Source organism: Microbacterium hydrocarbonoxydans (genome assembly GCF_023715885.1).
Classification (GTDB): domain Bacteria; phylum Actinomycetota; class Actinomycetes; order Actinomycetales; family Microbacteriaceae; genus Microbacterium; species Microbacterium hydrocarbonoxydans_C.
In genome coordinates this window covers 228,783-245,503 of sequence record NZ_JAMBOY010000004.1, presented here as the reverse complement: position 1 = coordinate 245,503, position 16,721 = coordinate 228,783, and the positions used below count along the sequence as shown (strand labels likewise).

At 68.6% G+C, this 16,721-nt stretch carries 17 protein-coding genes and 1 tRNA gene; 12 read left to right on the top strand and 6 right to left on the bottom strand.

The annotated features are described in order from the left end of the window. Nucleotide 1 precedes the first annotated feature (1 nt). The 4 genes from M3195_RS12620 to aceE all read right to left on the bottom strand — a co-directional run bounded on the left by M3195_RS12620 (nucleotide 2) and on the right by aceE (nucleotide 5,977). Nucleotides 2-1,003, bottom strand: coding sequence for a beta-ketoacyl-ACP synthase III (locus M3195_RS12620; RefSeq protein WP_251588042.1), 1,002 nt, complete (start codon nucleotides 1,001-1,003; stop codon nucleotides 2-4). Then, entirely contained in the window at nucleotides 1,000-1,920 is a 921-nt protein-coding gene (locus M3195_RS12615; RefSeq protein ID WP_251588035.1) for an ACP S-malonyltransferase, read from the bottom strand. The genes M3195_RS12620 and M3195_RS12615 overlap by 4 nt, the downstream gene beginning before the upstream one ends. 102 nt (nucleotides 1,921-2,022) lie before the next feature. Continuing rightward, on the bottom strand, nucleotides 2,023-3,219 hold the full coding sequence (locus M3195_RS12610; RefSeq protein WP_251588034.1) for a PucR family transcriptional regulator: 1,197 nt from the start codon (nucleotides 3,217-3,219) through the stop codon (nucleotides 2,023-2,025). Between the two features lie 31 nt (nucleotides 3,220-3,250). After that, on the bottom strand, nucleotides 3,251-5,977 hold the full coding sequence (gene aceE, locus M3195_RS12605; RefSeq protein WP_251588033.1) for a pyruvate dehydrogenase (acetyl-transferring), homodimeric type: 2,727 nt from the start codon (nucleotides 5,975-5,977) through the stop codon (nucleotides 3,251-3,253). A gap of 152 nt (nucleotides 5,978-6,129) precedes the next feature. On the opposite strand from aceE, the gene M3195_RS12600 reads away from it, so the two are divergent. Beyond that, nucleotides 6,130-6,202: transfer RNA gene (locus M3195_RS12600), tRNA-Val, on the top strand. Between the two features lie 41 nt (nucleotides 6,203-6,243). On the opposite strand, the gene M3195_RS12595 is transcribed toward M3195_RS12600, so the two are convergent. Both M3195_RS12595 and M3195_RS12590 read right to left on the bottom strand, forming a co-directional pair. Then, nucleotides 6,244-6,828 carry a hypothetical protein gene (locus M3195_RS12595; protein WP_251588030.1) on the bottom strand — a complete coding sequence of 195 codons (585 nt, stop codon included), beginning with the start codon at nucleotides 6,826-6,828 and terminating at the stop codon, nucleotides 6,244-6,246. Then, nucleotides 6,828-7,403, bottom strand: a complete 576-nt coding sequence (locus tag M3195_RS12590) for a helix-turn-helix domain-containing protein (RefSeq protein WP_251588029.1) — start codon at nucleotides 7,401-7,403, stop codon at nucleotides 6,828-6,830. Before M3195_RS12590 ends, M3195_RS12595 begins: the two co-directional genes overlap by 1 nt. Before the next feature lie 133 nt (nucleotides 7,404-7,536). On the opposite strand from M3195_RS12590, the gene M3195_RS12585 reads away from it, so the two are divergent. From M3195_RS12585 to fliG, 11 genes are all read left to right on the top strand, one after another. Continuing rightward, entirely contained in the window at nucleotides 7,537-8,658 is a 1,122-nt protein-coding gene (locus M3195_RS12585; RefSeq protein ID WP_251588028.1) for a VanZ family protein, read from the top strand. A 123-nt stretch (nucleotides 8,659-8,781) separates the two neighbouring features. Continuing rightward, nucleotides 8,782-9,633, top strand: a complete 852-nt coding sequence (locus tag M3195_RS12580; protein WP_285885914.1) for a sigma-70 family RNA polymerase sigma factor — start codon at nucleotides 8,782-8,784, stop codon at nucleotides 9,631-9,633. Between the two features lie 117 nt (nucleotides 9,634-9,750). Continuing rightward, the gene (locus M3195_RS12575) at nucleotides 9,751-10,575 is read left to right on the top strand and encodes a flagellin N-terminal helical domain-containing protein (RefSeq protein WP_251588026.1); all 825 of its coding nucleotides are present in this window, start codon (nucleotides 9,751-9,753) and stop codon (nucleotides 10,573-10,575) included. A 141-nt stretch (nucleotides 10,576-10,716) separates the two neighbouring features. Then, nucleotides 10,717-12,081, top strand: a complete 1,365-nt coding sequence (fliD, locus tag M3195_RS12570) for a flagellar filament capping protein FliD (RefSeq protein WP_251588025.1) — start codon at nucleotides 10,717-10,719, stop codon at nucleotides 12,079-12,081. Nucleotides 12,082-12,116: 35 nt separating this feature from the next. Beyond that, the gene (gene fliS, locus M3195_RS12565) at nucleotides 12,117-12,530 is read left to right on the top strand and encodes a flagellar export chaperone FliS (protein WP_251588022.1); all 414 of its coding nucleotides are present in this window, start codon (nucleotides 12,117-12,119) and stop codon (nucleotides 12,528-12,530) included. A 5-nt stretch (nucleotides 12,531-12,535) separates the two neighbouring features. Beyond that, nucleotides 12,536-12,814, top strand: a complete 279-nt coding sequence (locus M3195_RS12560; protein ID WP_251588021.1) for a hypothetical protein — start codon at nucleotides 12,536-12,538, stop codon at nucleotides 12,812-12,814. A gap of 106 nt (nucleotides 12,815-12,920) precedes the next feature. Beyond that, nucleotides 12,921-13,268, top strand: a complete 348-nt coding sequence (locus M3195_RS12555; protein WP_251588020.1) for a flagellar basal body rod protein FlgB — start codon at nucleotides 12,921-12,923, stop codon at nucleotides 13,266-13,268. After that, on the top strand, nucleotides 13,265-13,657 hold the full coding sequence (flgC, locus tag M3195_RS12550; protein WP_096715451.1) for a flagellar basal body rod protein FlgC: 393 nt from the start codon (nucleotides 13,265-13,267) through the stop codon (nucleotides 13,655-13,657). The genes M3195_RS12555 and flgC overlap by 4 nt, the downstream gene beginning before the upstream one ends. Further along, a complete protein-coding gene (gene fliE / locus M3195_RS12545) occupies nucleotides 13,657-13,977 on the top strand; it encodes a flagellar hook-basal body complex protein FliE (protein WP_251588019.1) in 321 nt (106 codons plus the stop codon). The genes flgC and fliE overlap by 1 nt, the downstream gene beginning before the upstream one ends. Nucleotide 13,978: 1 nt before the next feature. Continuing rightward, a complete protein-coding gene (gene fliF / locus M3195_RS12540) occupies nucleotides 13,979-15,622 on the top strand; it encodes a flagellar basal-body MS-ring/collar protein FliF (protein ID WP_251588016.1) in 1,644 nt (547 codons plus the stop codon). After that, nucleotides 15,619-16,698, top strand: a complete 1,080-nt coding sequence (gene fliG / locus M3195_RS12535) for a flagellar motor switch protein FliG (protein WP_251588014.1) — start codon at nucleotides 15,619-15,621, stop codon at nucleotides 16,696-16,698. Before fliF ends, fliG begins: the two co-directional genes overlap by 4 nt. Nucleotides 16,699-16,721 lie beyond the last annotated feature (23 nt).

Genomic DNA, 16,721 nt, shown 5'->3' with positions numbered 1-16,721 from the left:
CTCAGGGGAGGACGACGACCTGGGCGGCGAACACGAGACCGGCGCCGAAGCCGATCTGCAGGGCGAGTCCGCCCGACAGCTCGGGGTGCTCGGCCATGAGCCGGTGGCTCGCCAGCGGGATGGATGCCGCGGACGTGTTGCCGGTCGTCTCGATGTCCCGTGCGATCACGGTGGTCTCCGGCAGCTTGAGCTGCTTCGCGAACTCGTCGATGATGCGCATGTTCGCCTGGTGGGGGATGAATGCCGCGATGTCGTCGGGGCCGACGCCCGCCTTGTCGAGCGCCTCGCGGGCGACCTTCGCCATCTCCCACACGGCCCAGCGGAAGACCGTCGGCCCCTCCTGTCGGAGGGTCGGCCACGCCGCCGCGCCGTCACGGAAGTCGGTGAGGGTGTTGTTCATACCGACGGCGTCGGCCTTCGAGCCGTCCGAACCCCACACGGCCGGCGCGATGCCGGGCGTGTCGCTCGGACCGATGAGCGCCGCGCCCGCACCGTCGCCGAGCAGGAACGAGATGCTGCGGTCGGTCGGGTCGACGATGTCCGAGAGCTTCTCGGTGCCGATCACGAGGGCGTAGCGGGCGGCGCCGGCCCTGATCAGGGCGTCGGCCTGGGTGACGGCGTAGGCGTAGCCGGCGCACGCGGCGTTGACGTCGTACGCGGCGGCGGGGTTCGCACCGACGCGATCGGCCACGATCGCCGAGACGGAGGGCGTCTGCTTCGGATTGCTGATGGTCGCGACGATCACGAGATCGACCTGGTCGGCCGGCACACCCGACTTCTCGATCGCCTCGGCGGCGGCGGTGGCGGCGAGATCGATCGCGTCGGTGTCCTTGCCCGCGCGGGTGCGGGTCACGATTCCGGTGCGCTGACGGATCCACTCGTCGCTGGAGTCGATCGGACCCACGAGATCGTCGTTCGGAACCGAGTTCTCGCCACGGGCGGCGCCGTAGGAGTAGATGCGCGTGTACGCGGGACCGGTGAGCTGGGTCAGCGTGGCGGTCATGCGGCTTCTCCGTTCAGCAGCGCGACGGCCGCGTCGAGGTCTTCGGGGGTCTTGACGGCGACGGTCGGCACGCCGCGGAGCCCGCGCTTGGCGAGCCCGGTGAGGGCACCCGCCGGGGCGAGCTCGATGAGCCCGGTGATTCCCTGCTCCGCGAAGGACGCCATGCAGAGGTCCCAGCGCACCGGCGACGACACCTGGTCGACGAGGTAGTCGAGCGCCTGCCGGCCGTCGGAGACGACCGAGCCGTCGCGGTTGGTCCACAGGGTGATCGACGGGTCGGCGGGGGTCACGGTGGCGACGGCGTCGCGCAGCGCATCCACTGCTGAGGCCATGAACGACGTGTGGAAGGCGCCGGCGACCTGGAGCGGGATCACCCGTGTGCCCTTGACGGGTTCGGCGGCCAGTGACGCGAGGGCGTCGAGCGGGCCTGCGACGACGAGCTGTCCGCCGCCGTTGTAGTTCGCGGGGGAGAGGTCGAGCTCGGCGAGACGCGAGAGAACGGCGTCCTCGTCGCCGCCGAGGACGGCGCTCATGCCGGTCGGGGTCTGCGCCGCGGCATCCGCCATCGCACGACCGCGGATGCCGACCAGACGCATGCCCGACGCGGCATCGATCACGCCGCTGTTCACGAGAGCGGCGATCTCGCCGACCGAGTGGCCGGCTACCCCGTCGGCGCGGCGGCCCGCACGCGACTCCAGCGCGGACGCGGCGACGAGCGAGGCGGCGACGATGAGCGGCTGCGCGATGCGCGTGTCGCGGATCGTGTCCGCATCCGACTCCGTTCCGTGGAGGCGGAGGTCGACCTCCGCAGCCTCGGAGAACGCTGCGACGGTTTCAGCAACGCCGTCCATCTCGAGCCAGGGGGAGAGGAAACCGGGGGTCTGCGAGCCCTGTCCTGGGCATACGACGACAATCACAACCCAAGTCTGCCAACGATCCGCGGGAAACGGTGGATGAACCATCACAAGATTTCGAAGATCCCTTGTGTGTGGCGAACAGATGCGACCCCTGGAACCGGATCAGCGCGTCGGACGACGCAGCGGCGCCCGGCGACGGCCCTGGTCGGCTGCGCCGATCGAGCCCAGGATGAGAGCGGTCTGCAGGATCAGTGCTTCGCGCGGACCCGTCGCATCCCATCCGATGACCTCGCTCACACGCTTGAGGCGGTAGCGCACGGTGTTCGGGTGCACGAACAGCTCGCGGGCGGTCGCCTCGAGGGAGCGCCCGTTGTCGAGGTAGCTCCACAGCGTCGTCACGAGGTCCGTCGAGTGGGCCTGCAGGGGGCGGTAGATCCGCTCGATGAGAGTCTGCTTGGCGAGCGGATCGCCCGCGAGGGCGCGTTCGGGGAGCAGGTCGTCAGCCTCGACGGGGCGGGGTGCACTCCGCCAGGCACGGGCGACCGCGAAACCGGCGAGGGCGGCCCTCGCGCTCTGGCTGGCGTCGACGAGCGCAGCCACGGCCGGTCCGAGCACGACGAAGCCGGAGCCGAAGGAGGGTTCGAGACGCGAGGCGATCTCCTCGAAGCCCAGCTCCTCCTCCTCGGCCTCCTGACCGGGCACCCGTGCGCGACCGATCACCAGGACGAGGCGGGACCCCTGCACGCCGATCAGCACGTCCACGGCGAGCTTGCGAGCGGTTCGCCGCACGAGGTCGACATCGAACTGCGGGGGAGTCGTGCCGACGAGAACCGCGACTTCGCCGTGTCCGTGCCAGCCGAGAGCCGCGATGCGGCTCGGCAGCTCCTCATCGGCCTCGCCCGTGAGGATCGAGTCGACGACCAGGGCCTCGAGGCGGGCATCCCACAGTCCGCGGGCCTCGGCGGCGCGCGCGTACACGTCGGCGGCCGCGAAGGCGACGTCACGCGAGTAGAGCAGGATCGCCTCCCGGAGGTCCTCGCCCTTGCCGGCGACGCGCTCCTCCGTGACCTCCACCGTGACGCGGATGAGCTGCAGCGTCTGCTGCAGGCTCACGCTGCGGAGCAGCTCACGCGGAGCGGCGGCGAAGATGTCTGCGGCGATCCACGGGGTCGACGTCGGATCGTCGTACCACTGGATGAACGACGTGATGCCGGCCTGCGCCACCAGCCCGACCGCAGAGCGGCGGGCCGGTGGCATGTCGGCGTACCAGGGGAGGGTGTCCTCCAGGCGCTTGATCGTCACCGAGGCGATGTCGCCGGAGATCCGCCGCAACCACGTGAGTGTCGCGGCCTTGTCCATGCCGCGAGGAGACGATCCTGTCACCGATGGCTCAGCTTTCGCCGCCTGCGTTGCCGCTGGTGCCGGCGTTCACGTCGTGCAGACGGTACTTCTCGATCGCCTGCGCGGCGAGCGAGCGGTCGACCGTGCCCTCCTCTGCGAGCGACTGCAGCGTGCGCACCACGACCGACGGTCCGTCGATCTTGAAGTAGCGGCGAGCGGCGGCGCGCGTGTCGGAGAAGCCGAAGTCGTCGGCACCGAGCGTGGCGTAGCGGTTCGGCACCCACGGGCGGATCTGGTCCTGCACGGCGTGCATGAAGTCGCTGACCGCGACGACCGGACCCTCGGCGCCCTGCAGCTTCTGCGTGAGGTATGCCGTGCGGGGTTCCTCTTCGGGGTGCAGGAAGTTGTGCTCGTCGGCGGCGAGGCCGTCGCGGCGCAGCTCGGTCCACGAGGTGACCGACCAGACATCGGCGATCACGTTCCAGTCGTTCTTCAGCAGCTCCTGCGCCTCGAGGGCCCAGGGCAGGCCCACGCCCGACGCGAACAGCTGCGCACGGGGCCCGTCTCCCTCGCCGACGGAGACGCGGTGGATGCCGCGCACGATGCCGTCGACATCCACGTCCTCCGGCTCCTTGGGCTGGACGAGCGGCTCGTTGTAGACGGTCATGTAGTACATGACGTTCGGGTCGGGGTGGTTCCCGCCGTACATGCGCTCGAGGCCGTCGCGCACGATGTGGGCGATCTCGTAGCCGTAGGCGGGGTCGTACGACACCGTCGCCGGGTTCGTCGACGCGAGCAGGTGCGAGTGACCGTCGGCGTGCTGCAGGCCCTCACCCGTGAGAGTGGTACGACCGGCTGTGGCGCCGATGATGAAGCCGCGAGCCATCTGGTCGCCAGCGGCCCACTGGGCGTCGCCCGTGCGCTGGAAGCCGAACATGGAATAGAAGATGTAGATCGGGATCAGCGGCTCGCCGTGCGTGGCGTACGAGGTGCCCGCCGCGGTGAAGGCGGCCAGTGCGCCGGCCTCGTTGATGCCGACGTGCACGATCTGACCCTGCGGGCTCTCCTTGTAGGCGAGGAGCAGCTCACGGTCGACCGAGGTGTAGTGCTGGCCGTTCGGGTTGTAGATCTTGGCGGTCGGGAAGTACGCGTCCATGCCGAACGTGCGCGCCTCGTCGGGGATGATCGGCACGATGCGGTGGCCGAACTCCTTGGTGCGCAGCAGGTCCTTCAGCAGACGGACGAACGCCATGGTCGTGGCGATCTCCTGCGTGCCGGAGCCCTTCTTGGGCAGCGCGTACGCGGAGTCGTCGGGGAGTGAGAGGCCCACGTGCGTCGAGCGGCGCTCCGGCAGGAAGCCGCCGAGAGCCTTCCGGCGCTCGAGCATGTACTGGATCGTCTCGTCCTGCGGTCCGGGGTTGTAGTACGGGGGCAGGTACGGGTTCTCCTCGAGCTGCGCGTCCGTGATCGGGATGTGCATGGTGTCGCGGAACGTCTTGAGGTTGTCCAGCGTCATCTTCTTCATCTGATGCGTCGCGTTGCGGCCCTCGAAGTGCGGGCCGAGGCCGTAGCCCTTGACCGTCTTCGCCAGGATGACAGTCGGCTGGCCCTTGTGCTCGGCCGCGGCCTTGAACGCCGCGTAGACCTTGCGGTAGTCGTGGCCGCCGCGCTTGAGGTGCCAGATCTGCTCGTCGGAGTAGTCGGAGACCAGGGCCGCGGCGCGCTCGTCCTTGCCGAAGAAGTGCTCACGGACGTACGCGCCCGACTCGGCCTTGTACGTCTGGTAGTCGCCGTCGGGCGTCTGGTTCATGATGTTGAGCAGCGCGCCCTCGGTGTCGCGGGCGAGCAGGTCGTCCCACTCACGCCCCCAGACGACCTTGATGACATTCCAGCCGGCGCCGCGGAAGTACGACTCCAGCTCCTGGATGATCTTGCCGTTACCGCGCACCGGGCCGTCGAGGCGCTGCAGGTTGCAGTTGATCACGAAGTTGAGGTTGTCGAGGCCCTCGTTGGCCGCGACCTGCAGCTGGCCGCGGCTCTCGATCTCGTCCATCTCGCCGTCGCCGAGGAAGGCCCACACCTGCGAGGACGAGGTGTCCTTGATGCCGCGGTTCTCGAGATACTTGTTCGACATGGCCTGGTAGATCGCGTTGATCGGGCCGAGGCCCATCGACACGGTCGGGAACTGCCAGTAGTCCTGCATCTGCCGGGGGTGCGGGTACGAGGGGATGCCGAAGGGAGCCTGCGACTGCTCCTGGCGGAAGCCGTCGAGGTGCTGCTCGGTGAGGCGACCCTCGAGGAAGGAGCGGGCGTAGATGCCGGGGGAGGCGTGGCCCTGGATGAAGATCTGGTCGGCGCCACCGGGGTTGTCGGCACCGCGGAAGAAGTGGTTGAAGCCGACCTCGTAGAGCGCCGCCGAGGACGCGTAGGTGGAGATGTGACCGCCGACGCCGATGCCCGGGCGCTGCGCGCGGTGCACCGTGACCGCGGCGTTCCAGCGGATCCACGCCCGGTAGCGGCGCTCGATCTCCTCATCGCCGGGGAACTCGGGCTCGTTCTCGGCCGCGATCGTGTTGATGTAGTCCGTGGTCGGGACCATCGGCACGCTCAGGTGCAGCTCCTTCGAGCGCTTGAGCAGGCTGAGCATGATCTCGCGTCCGCGGCCGTGGCCCTTGGCCTCGACGAGCTCGTCGAGGGACTGCTGCCACTCGCCCGTCTCTTCCGGATCGCTGTCGAGGTTGCCCTGGGAGTACGGATCCTGGTCGTGCACAGTCACGGGGAGCCTTTCGTCATGCTGGCAGGTCATGCCAAGGAAACGGGAAGCGACGCGGGCAGCCTTGTCGGCTGTTCACAACGCGTGCCGCCCTCAGCCTATCCCTCTTCCACGACATCGGTGCGCATCGGTCTGCGGATACACTGAGGACACCAGGGCCTTTAGCTCAGCTGGTAGAGCGCCACGTTTACACCGTGGATGTCGTCGGTTCGATCCCGGCAGGGCCCACCGTCATCGGGTACCGGCTGATACGCGCACCGCTCGGGCTGTCACAGCTCGATCGGCCGCGGTGCGGCGACCTCGGCCGGGAGGCCGACGGAGAGGATACGCGCGACCATGTCGACTGCCCGATCGGTCAGCCCGTCGCCGGGATAGAAATCGGCGTACAGCGACTCCGCCTCGTCCAGCGTCGCGACCCCGCACAGGGCCAGCAGTTGACGAATGTCGTCCGTATCTCTTCCGGGCCGGTTGGCTCGCAGCTTCATAGCGAGCAGGGCTTCTTTTGCGGCGACCTCGATGACGACGCCGTCGTGGTCGTACACCGTCTCCCACTCCACGGGTCGCCGGCCGAACACCGGGATGGAGTCAGCCCGCTCGACGGCGAAGTTCACCCACCCGTCTGCCCATCCTCTTCGGGCGGCGACGGTCGCCGCGGCCGAGAGCACGGCCTCGTTCGTCCCGGGGTTCACGTGCAGAGCATCGAGATCGCTCGTGGTGCGCCGCTCGAAGTACCGCAGCGCCAGTGCGGCTCCGCCGACGAGGCGGATGCCCGCGACCTCGCCGCTCGCATGCAGCTCGGCCACGAGATCTCTGAGGCCATCGACGATGTCGGCGCGGGTCAGCGAGTCCGCCATCAGACGCTCGCGAGCGAGTCGGCCCAGATCAGCACGCCGCGCTCGTAGAACTCCCCGGGGACGTCGTCGCGCGTCGGAACCGGATCCGCCGCGTCGACGTCGAGAGTGCGTGGCCGAGCGAGGTGACGAAATGGCGAGTTCACCCAGTCGGGGAGCGGCAGTCCCTCTTCGGCGAGCCTCATCGCGACGAGGGCTGCGAGCGCCGAATCCCACGCCTGATCGCCGGTGGGTTCCGGCTCCGCCAACCCGAGTATGCCTCGGATCAGACCGTGTTCGGAGGCGAGGTTGTCGTTCAACTGGATCAGCTCGCGGAAAGCACTGTGCTTGTCTCCGCTCCGCAGGTGATCGTGGATCGCGCCGGCGATGCTCGCGACGTCGTCGCGGCGGGTCGGCGCGGAGTAGAGCCGGTGCCCGGTTGCTCCCAGTACACGGTCGACTGTTCCGAATTCGGCTTCGCGTCCTTTCTCCAGACGCGATACACGGCCCTGGTCGAACGCAACGGCTTCGGCCAGCGCACGCTGAGTGAGTCCGCGGCTCTTGCGTGCGGCTCTCAGAAGCGTGGACGCGACAGCCATGATGTCCCCCAAAATATGTGTTGAGAGACATATTATACCCCTGATCGATCGTCGAGTGCGGGAAACGGTGAATGTCTTCCTGCGGCTGATCTCTGCTCCGGCTCGCCATGCACCCGCACCTAGGATTGTGCGAATGGCGGGGTGGACGTGGCAGGCGTGGTTCGGGCTCGTCGGCGGGGGTCTGCTCTTCGCCGCGGTGCTCGTGCCGATCCTGGTCGTTCAGGTGCGGCGCTACGGCACGCTGTCGTTCCGTCGCCTGCTGGGCGCGGCGGTAGTGAGCGTCTACGCCGTCGCCCTGGTCGCCTACACCCTGCTGCCCATACCCGAGGTCCGCGCCAACTGCGGCGCGGGAGGAGGCGGACTCGAGGTCGTTCCGGGACACTCGATCGGCGACATCCTGCGCGAGACCGAGGGCCTTTCCCTGCTGCGTACCCTGACGAGTCGCGCCACGCTGCAGGTGGTGCTCAACGTCGCGCTGTTCGTTCCTTTCGGGATCATCGCGCGGCGCTACTGGAATCGCGGACCTGTCGTCTCGATCCTGTGGGGCGCCCTGCTGTCCCTGGCGATCGAGACGACGCAGCTCTCCGGGGTCTGGGGGCTCTTCGAGTGCTCCTACCGCGTCGCCGACGTCGATGACCTCATCGCGAACACCGCAGGCGCCGCGATCGGCGTGCTGATCGCCCCGGTCGTCCTGGCCTGGATGCCGAGCGCGACGAACCTGCGGGTGGAGCGAGGGAAGCCGCGACCGGTCACGGTCTGGCGTCGCTGGTTCGGGATGATCCTCGACGCGGTCGCCGTGCAGGTCGCCGTGACTCTCGTCTCCCTGATCGTGCTCGTGCCCAAGCTCATCGTCTCCGGGGGATCAGGACAGGGTGTGCCGGAGAACGCGACGGAGCTTGCGGTGATCGGGCTCGGCGCCGCGGTACTCGTCGTCGTGCTCCCCGCCGTCACATCATCGGGAGCCTCGATCGGCCAGCGTCTCGTCTGGCTCGCCCCTGACTGGCCGGGTGGCCGTGGCGGGTTGGGGCGACGCCTCGCGCGAGCGGGAGTCGTCGGCCTGCCGTACACCGCGGCGACGACGCTCGCTCAGCTGCCGGACTCGGTATCGGACGCGGTCCAGACGGTATCCGGCGTCGTTGGCATCGTCAGCTCCGTGGTCGTGGCGATCGCGGTGGTCTCCGTCCCCTTCAGTCGAGAGCGGCGAGGCCTTTCGCTCGTGCTCGCTGGGGGAGAGCTGCGCGACTCGCGCGCCTGAGCCGCATCGCCGGCGCGATCCCGCCCGCCGGGCGGAAGGTCTGGCGTGCAAACTTTTTCTTCGGAGACGTGCGCTTCGTGCTATTTTCACTGATAAACCAGTTGATAGAGCTACGGAGTCACATTGCTGAGCCAATCCGCTTTTTCTGCTGATTCCGCCCCCTCCCCTCAGACGCACCCGACCCCCGAGCAGCTCGCCAGGGAGAACATGCCTCTGGCGACGTTCCTCGCCGTGGAAAAGGCGAGGTCGGCCGCGCACGTCGATCTCGACGACCTGCTCTCGGCCGCGCGCCTCGGTCTCGCCAGGGCGGCGATGTCGTACGACCCCGAGCGCGGCATCCCCTTCGGAGCGTTCGCCAGCAGTCAGATCAACTGGGCGATGCTCTCCGAGATGCGACGAGCGGACCCCGCGGGTGAACGCGGGCGCGACAAGATCGACAAGGTCCGGATGGCTGCCGAGGCCGTGCTCGCGCGCACCGGCCGACCTGCCAGCGTCGCCCAGCTCGCGAAGGAGTCGGGGCTCGACCCCGATGTCGTCGTCGAGATGATGCAGCTCGACGACATGGTGCGCGGGGCGACCAGCTTCGAAGAGCACTTCGACGCGGAATCGGGACGGCAGGCCGTCGATCTCACCGACAGCGTCATCCTGCCCGAGCATGCGGCGGAGCAGACCGAGATGCGCACCATGATCACCCGGTGCGTCGATGCGCTGCCGGCGGCGATGCAGCAGGTCATCCGAGGGATCTACCTCGACGACCGGATGGTCAAGGACATCGCGGAGGAGCTGGCGGTCAGCCACGCCTACGTCTCCAAGCTCCGCACTCGGGGTCTCGCCCTGATGAGGGAGGCGATGGAGGCGTGGGAGGACGGGTCGACCGGTGACCGGTCGACCAAGGCCAAGGCCGAGTTCTTCGAGGCGCTGTTCGGCGCGGCCCGCCCCGCGGCCGCTGACAGGGCCCTGGCGACCGCCGTCTGACCGGCATCCGGAAATTCCTCCGCTGCCGCGGTTACGCGGCTCGGGCATGTCGCGAATGTGGACTGTGCAGGGCCACGGACGGACCTGCATCCGACCCCACAACCACGGAGGAACACCATGGGTCTTCAGATCGCAACCAACGTCGGTGCACTCAACGCGTACCGCAACCTGTCGGTCAACCAGAACGACGTGTCGAAGTCGCTCGAGAAGCTCTCGAGCGGTCTGCGCATCAACCGTGCTGCTGACGACGCCGCCGGTCTCGCCATCTCCGAGGGCCTGCGCTCGCAGGTCAACGGCCTGAATGTCGCGGCCCGCAACGCCCAGGACGGCATCTCGGTCATCCAGACCGCGGAAGGCGCCCTGACCGAGGTCCACTCCATCCTGCAGCGCGTGCGCGACCTCGCGGTGCAGGCCGGTAGCGACTCGAACAACGCCGACTCCCGTACGGCCATCAAGACCGAGATCGACGCCCTCGGCGACGAGCTCACCCGTGTGGCCGCCAGCACGAACTTCAACGGCATCAAGCTGCTCAACAGCGACGACACCCTGACGTTCCAGGTCGGCGCGGGCTCGACCGCCGCCGAGGATCAGATCGCGGTCACCCTGACCGATTTCTCGGGCCTCGGTGCCGCCGTCAAGAACCTCACCGTCGACAGCGCGGCGAACTCGCTCACCACGATCGCCGCGATCGACACGCAGATCACCAACGTCTCGACCGCTCGCGCCGGCTTCGGTGCGGTGCAGAACCGCTTCGAGTCGACGATCAACTCGCTGCAGGTCTCGGCCGAGAACCTCGCCGCCGCGAAGAGCCGTATCGCTGACACCGACATGGCGGCCGAGATGGTCAAGTACACCGCTGCGAACATCCTGCAGCAGGCCGGCACCGCCATGCTCGCGCAGGCGAACCAGTCGGGCCAGGGCGTCCTGCAGCTGCTCCGCTGAGCCGCTGCGCTTCTGGCGCACGCACTGATCACCGCGCGCTCTTCACCGAGCACGCTCTGATCGAGCACGGGGCGCTCGAGCGGACTTCCCTCCGCTCGAGCGCCCTTCTCGCTCCGCTCCGCATTCGAAAGGCGAACCACGATGAAGCTGGACGGTCTGATCTCCGGTCTCAAGACCGGCGAACTCATCGATGCCCTGATGCAGGTGTCGGCCATCCCGAAGACGCAGATCACCGCGAAGATCACCGACCGCAACGCGATCATCACGAACCTCCAGTCGCTGAACAAGTCGCTGCAGGACCTCATGGCGAAGGCGAAGACGGCGGCGTCTCCGAGTTCGCTCGCCGCATTCACGGCGACGTCGTCGAGCGAGACCGTCACGGTGACGGCCGGTTCGAAGGCCAGCGCGTTCTCCACCGGAGTGGTCGTGGATGCCGTGGCCGTACCGCACTCGATCGTCACCGCCGCGGGAGGTGCGACCTCCTGGGGCGGCACCTTCACGCTCGTCGCCGCAGACGGCGAGAAGACCGAGATCACGCCGACCGGAACCGGGCCGCAGGAGCTGGCCAAGGCCATCAACGCCGCGAACGCCGGAGTGTCGGCGACCGTGGTCCCCGCGGGAACGGATGCCGACGGCAAGCCCCTCTCGCGCATCCAGCTCACCTCCACCGAGACCGGCGAGACGGCGCGTTTCGCGCTGCACCGAGGAACGGGAGCCGAAGTGGATGCCGGTACGTCGACCGACCTGTCGACCCAGGCCGGCGCCGCGGTCATCAGCCAGGGCAGCGACGCCCGCATCCGCCTCTTCGCCGGGACGAGCGCCGAGCAGACCCTCAGCAGCGCGAGCAACACGATCACCGTCGGGGAGGACATCTCCGTCACGGTGTCGAAGGTCAGCCCGGACCCGGTCACGGTGTCCGTCGCCCTCGACGCGAAGGCGCAGTCGGCGACGGCATCCGCCTTCATCAAGGAGGTCGCGGCGCTCATCACCCGCATCGACAACGGATCCAAGGCGACCGTCGGCAAGGTGGGGGAGACGACCACCCTCGGCGTCTTCACCGGCGACAGCACCGTTCGAACCCTGCGTACCGCCCTCGCGAACGCCGTGCAGCACCCCGTTGACGGCGTATCGCCCTCGACCATCGGCATCTCGATCGACGACAAGGGCGTGCTCGCCTTCGACGCCGACACCTTCGCGAAGGCGCTGGCCGAAGACCCGCAGGCGACGCAGAAGGTCTTCTCCGCCGTCGGCGCTCGCCTGGAGGGCGTCACCGACCAGTACTCCGACAAGTACGACGGCCTGCTCACCCAGCGCATCACCGGACAGGAGACCGAGGTCAAGACGCTCAAGACGCAGGTCGAGCGCTGGGACATCCGGCTCGAGCAGCGTCGGGCCACCCTCGAACGGACGTACGCGCAGCTCGAGGTGCAGCTGTCGAAGATGCAGTCGCAGTCGTCGTGGCTCGAGTCGCAGCTCGCCGGGCTCGTCCCCAAGTCCTCGTCCTGACAGACCGACTCCCCGCACACCTGGAGATCCTGACGATGCCCATCACGAACCTCGACCGCGCGAAGCAGCAGTACCTCGAGCAGCAGGTCGCCTCCGCGTCTCCCGAACGACTGCTCATCCTTCTCTACGACCGCCTGCTCGTCGACATCGACCGCGCTGCCGCGGCTCAGGCCTCGCAGGACTGGGTCGCCGCGGGTACCCACCTCACACACGCGCAGTGGATCGTCTCCGAGCTCAGCGAGACCCTCACCGATGCTTGGGACGGGGCCGAGCAGCTCCGGTCCGTGTACACGTACCTGACCGGGCGGCTGATCGCGGCGAACCTCTCGCATGACGGCGCGGCCACGGCCGAATGCCGCGAGATCGTCGCGCCGTTGCGCGATGCGTGGCGACAGGCCGCCGACGAGCTGACGTCTGCCCCCGCCCTGGGCGCCTCCGCGCTGGCCTGATCGCCGTGAGCGACAACCTCCGCGCGTGGCTCGCGGTTCTCGATCGGTTCGAACGAGCGCTCGACGCAGCCGACGGCGAACTCGACGACGGTGCGTTCGACGCCCCGCACGGGCCGGTTCCGGAGGAGCTCCGCGACCGAGCGGAGGCCGTGCTGGCCCGGCAGAAGGTCATGATCGACGGCCTCGCCGTGTCCCGCGCGAACGTGGCACGGGAGCTCGCCGCGCTGCGCCGCGTTCCGACGGTCTCGACGGACGCGCCGGCATACCTCGACGTGCAGGGCTGATCGGGTTACGGCCGGGGTCGCCTGTCGCGATAGTGGGCGTCGAGCACGGATAGCTCGACGATTGGCCAGGGATCGGCTTCTCCCCACGAACGTCCGGAGTACCACCGTGCTCGAATCCGTCACCTCCTCCGCGCTCATCAGCGCGCTCGACGGGCTGGCGCTGCGACAGCGCTCGATCGCCGAGAACATCGCGAACGTCAACACCCCCGACTACCACGCCAAGCGCGTCCGCTTCGAGGACGAGCTGCGTGCCGCCGTCGAGAACGGCAGCGGCGCCGTCTCGCCGACCGTGCAGCGCTCGCTCGAGCCGACCCGGCTCAACGGCAACAACGTCAACCTCGACACCGAGACGCTCTCGAACATCGACACCGTGCTGCGGTTCCAGTTCGCGAGCCAGGCGATCGGCGGTCAGGCCGCATCGATCTCGAAGGCGATCGGGCAGGCGTCGGCATGACCTTCGACGCGATCGGCATCGCCGGCACGGGTCTGACCGCGCACCGCAAGTGGCTCGACGCGGTCAGCGACAACATCGCCAACGTGAACACCGCCACCCCTCCTGGCCAGGAGGCGTTCCGCGAGCGCCTCGTGACCGTGCAGGCGGGCACCGAGAGTCCGGGCGTCTACGTCGCGGGAGTCGTCGAGTCGGAGGCCACGCCGAAGCTCGTCTACGACCCTGAGCACCCCTACGCGAATGAGGACGGCTACGTGCAGTACCCGAACGTCGACCTCGGCGACCAGATGAGCATGCTCATCATCGCCCAGCGCGGGTACGAGGCGAACGCCGCGGTCGTCGACCGCGCCAAGTCGACGTACGAGGCCGCACTGCAGATCGGACGCAGCTGATGAGCACGCCGATCGCCCCCGTCTCGGCCGCCGGCGTGAGCCCCCTGGGCGCGCTGAGCTTCGAGTCCACCGCGCCCGAGGCCGCCGGGTCCGCCTCGGCCAGCGCCTTCGCGACCTCGCTGACCGGCGCCGTCGAGAACCTGCAGCAGCTGCAGTCGACGTCGAACGAGCTCGCCGTGCAGGCCGTGACGGGCGATCTGCAGGACATCCATCAGGCGATGATCGCCTCGGCGCGGGCATCGGTCACGCTCGACCTCGTCGTCGCGGTCCGCGACCGCAGTGTCGCCGCATTCAACGACATCATGAGGATGCAGGCCTGACATGCCGAAGGTGCTGACCACGTACTACGACCGCGCGAAGCAGGTCGTCTCCGGCTTCTCCGTCGCTCAGCGCACGATCGCCGTCATCGGCGTCGCGCTGCTCGTGATGGGAGCCATCGCCCTCGGAGCCTGGCTGACCCGGCCGCAGATGAGTCCGCTGTTCACTGGCCTGAGCGCGGGCGACGCCTCGGCCGTCGTCGAGCAGCTCAAGTCCGCAGGAGTGAACTACGAGCTCGCGGAGGGCGGCTCGACGATCCTCGTGCCAGACGATCAGGTGTACGCGCAGCGGCTCGCCGCGGCATCCGCCGGTCTTCCCGGCGACACGAGCGAGGGATACACGCTGCTCGACAAGATGGGCGTCACGGCGAGCGAGTTCCAGCAGTCGGTGACGTACAAGCGCGCGATCGAGGGCGAGCTCGCCGGCACGATCGGCGCGATGGACGGCATCTCGATGGCCTCCGTGCAGCTCGCGATCCCGGAGGAGAGCGTCTTCGTCTCGGAGAAGCAGAACCCGACGGCATCGGTGTTCGTGCAGACGCGGAACGGCTCGACGCTCAGCGACGAGAAGATCGAGGCGATCGTGCACCTGACGAGCGCTTCGGTGCCCGGCATGACGCCGGAGGACGTCGCGGTCACCGACCAGAACGGCCGCGTGCTGTCGGCGGTGGGCGCGGGCCTCACGGGCAACTCGTCGAAGCAGGCGACCGAGCACGAGGCGAAGGTCGCGGCGTCGGTGAGCAGGATGCTCGAGACCATCGTCGGAGCGGGCAACGCCACGGTGACCGTGTCGGCCGACGTGGCGAACTCGACCTCTGAGCGCATGGACGAGACCTACTCCGCGCCGGACGGCGATCTCAGCCCTTCTGAGCAGACCAAGACCGAGACCTACACCGGCGGCGGTCCTGGCGGGAACACCGGGGTCCTGGGTCCCGACAACATCGCGGTGCCGAACAACGCGAACGGCGACGGCGAGTACGAGTTCGAGGAGACGTCTCGCAGCAACGCGGTCAACAAGTCCACGGAGAAGACGATCACCCCGGCGGGCGAGGTCACCAGGCAGACCGTGAGCATCGCGGTCAACCGCGGCGAGGTCACGGGCGTGAGCGCCGCGCAGATCGAGTCTCTCGTCGCGTCCGCTGCGGGTATCGACGTCGAGCGCGGCGACGAGATCGCCGTCGAGTTCGTCGATTTCGCGACCTCGGGCGCCACAGCGGCGCAGACCGCTCTCGCCGCGGCGGAGGAGGAGCGCGCGGCGGAGTTCCAGCAGGAGCTGCTGCGGTCGGCGATCATCGGAGGAGCGATCCTGCTCGCCGTCGTCATCCTCGTCGTCTTCCTCGCGGTGCGCCGCAGGATGAAACGCCGCGTGATGTACACCGACGACGGACCGATCGAGTATTTCGCCACCGTGACGGAGGACGAGGAGCAGAAGCTGCGGTCGCTGCGGGATCTCAAGGATCCTAATGCCATCCCGCTTCCCGCTCCGACGAAGCTGCTGCCGTCGGCCGTGGTCGACCTCGACGACGAGCCGGAGCCCGACAAGGTCCTCGTCGAGCGCCGCCGACGCGAGATCGACGACCTCGCGCGGCGTGAACCGGAATCGATCGCCGGTGCACTGGCCGACCTGATGGACGAGGCGAAGGTATGACGCTGCTGACGGAGATCCTCGACGCCCAGGCCGACACGGTGGAGATGTCGACAGCCCAGGTGGAGGCGGCTCCCGTTCCCGAGATGTCGGGGCTGAGGAAGGCCGCGATCGTGCTCATGAACATGGACCGCGCGGCGAGTGCGGAGGTGCTGCGGCACCTCGGCGAGGAGCGCTCCGAGATGCTGGCCGCCGAGCTGACCCAGCTCGGCGGAGTCGACGTGGCGGCGACGGCTCGCGCGCTCGGGGACTTCCGCCGGATCGCGAATGGCGGATCGGTGCCGTCCCGGGGCGGTCAGGATCTCGCCACGGGTCTGCTGGAGACCGCATTCGGACGCGAGAAGGCCGTCGGCATGGTCGGCCGCGTCATGTCGCAGGGCACCGTCTCCTTCGACTTCCTCAACGCGGCCGACCCCGCTCAGCTCGCGACCGTGCTCGAGGGCGAGCTGCCGACGACCGTCGCCGTGGTCCTCGCCAACCTCAAGGCCGACCGCGCAGCGGCGGTGCTCGCGGCATTGCAGGATCCGCTGCGCACCGATGTGGCGCAGGCCATCGCGACGATGGGCACCGCCACGCAGGAGGCGATCTCGATCGTCGCCGACTCGCTGCGGTCACGCACCGGGGTCTTCGCGATGCGCGACAACCATGAGTCGATCGGCGGCGTGCAGCCGCTCGTCGAGATCATCAACCGCTCCGACCAGGCGCTGGAGAAGTCGCTGCTGGCGAGTCTGGAGGGACGCGACCTCGCTCTCGCCGAAGACATCCGCAGTCGCATGGTGACGTTCGCCGACATCGCCCGACTCGAGGATCGCGATGCCCAGCGCGTGCTTCGCGGACTAGACCTCCGGGTTCTCGCGCTCGCGCTCAAGGGTGCCGACGAGCCGATCATCGAGAAGGTCAGCACCAACATGACCGAGCGCAACAAGGAGAACCTCGCCGAGGAGACCCGCGTGCTCGGGCCGGTGCGCATGCGCCAGGTCGACGAGGCGCGGGCCGAGATCGTCCGGGTGATCCGCGAGCTCGAGGCGGCGGAGGAGATCACGATCTCGCGCGAGGACGAGGATGAGCTCATCGAGTGAGTCCGGAGTGGTTACCGCGGCGT

Coding starts and splice junctions, on each gene's coding strand:
- fliD (WP_251588025.1), top strand. CDS start 10,717: ATGAAGCTGGACGGTCTGATCTCCGGTCTCAAGACCGGCGAACTCATC.
- M3195_RS12585 (WP_251588028.1), top strand. CDS start 7,537: ATGGCGGGGTGGACGTGGCAGGCGTGGTTCGGGCTCGTCGGCGGGGGT.
- flgC (WP_096715451.1), top strand. CDS start 13,265: ATGACCTTCGACGCGATCGGCATCGCCGGCACGGGTCTGACCGCGCAC.
- M3195_RS12590 (WP_251588029.1), bottom strand. CDS start 7,403: ATGGCTGTCGCGTCCACGCTTCTGAGAGCCGCACGCAAGAGCCGCGGA.
- fliE (WP_251588019.1), top strand. CDS start 13,657: ATGAGCACGCCGATCGCCCCCGTCTCGGCCGCCGGCGTGAGCCCCCTG.
- M3195_RS12620 (WP_251588042.1), bottom strand. CDS start 1,003: ATGACCGCCACGCTGACCCAGCTCACCGGTCCCGCGTACACGCGCATC.
- fliG (WP_251588014.1), top strand. CDS start 15,619: ATGACGCTGCTGACGGAGATCCTCGACGCCCAGGCCGACACGGTGGAG.
- fliS (WP_251588022.1), top strand. CDS start 12,117: ATGCCCATCACGAACCTCGACCGCGCGAAGCAGCAGTACCTCGAGCAG.
- M3195_RS12610 (WP_251588034.1), bottom strand. CDS start 3,219: ATGGACAAGGCCGCGACACTCACGTGGTTGCGGCGGATCTCCGGCGAC.
- M3195_RS12575 (WP_251588026.1), top strand. CDS start 9,751: ATGGGTCTTCAGATCGCAACCAACGTCGGTGCACTCAACGCGTACCGC.
- M3195_RS12595 (WP_251588030.1), bottom strand. CDS start 6,828: ATGGCGGACTCGCTGACCCGCGCCGACATCGTCGATGGCCTCAGAGAT.
- fliF (WP_251588016.1), top strand. CDS start 13,979: ATGCCGAAGGTGCTGACCACGTACTACGACCGCGCGAAGCAGGTCGTC.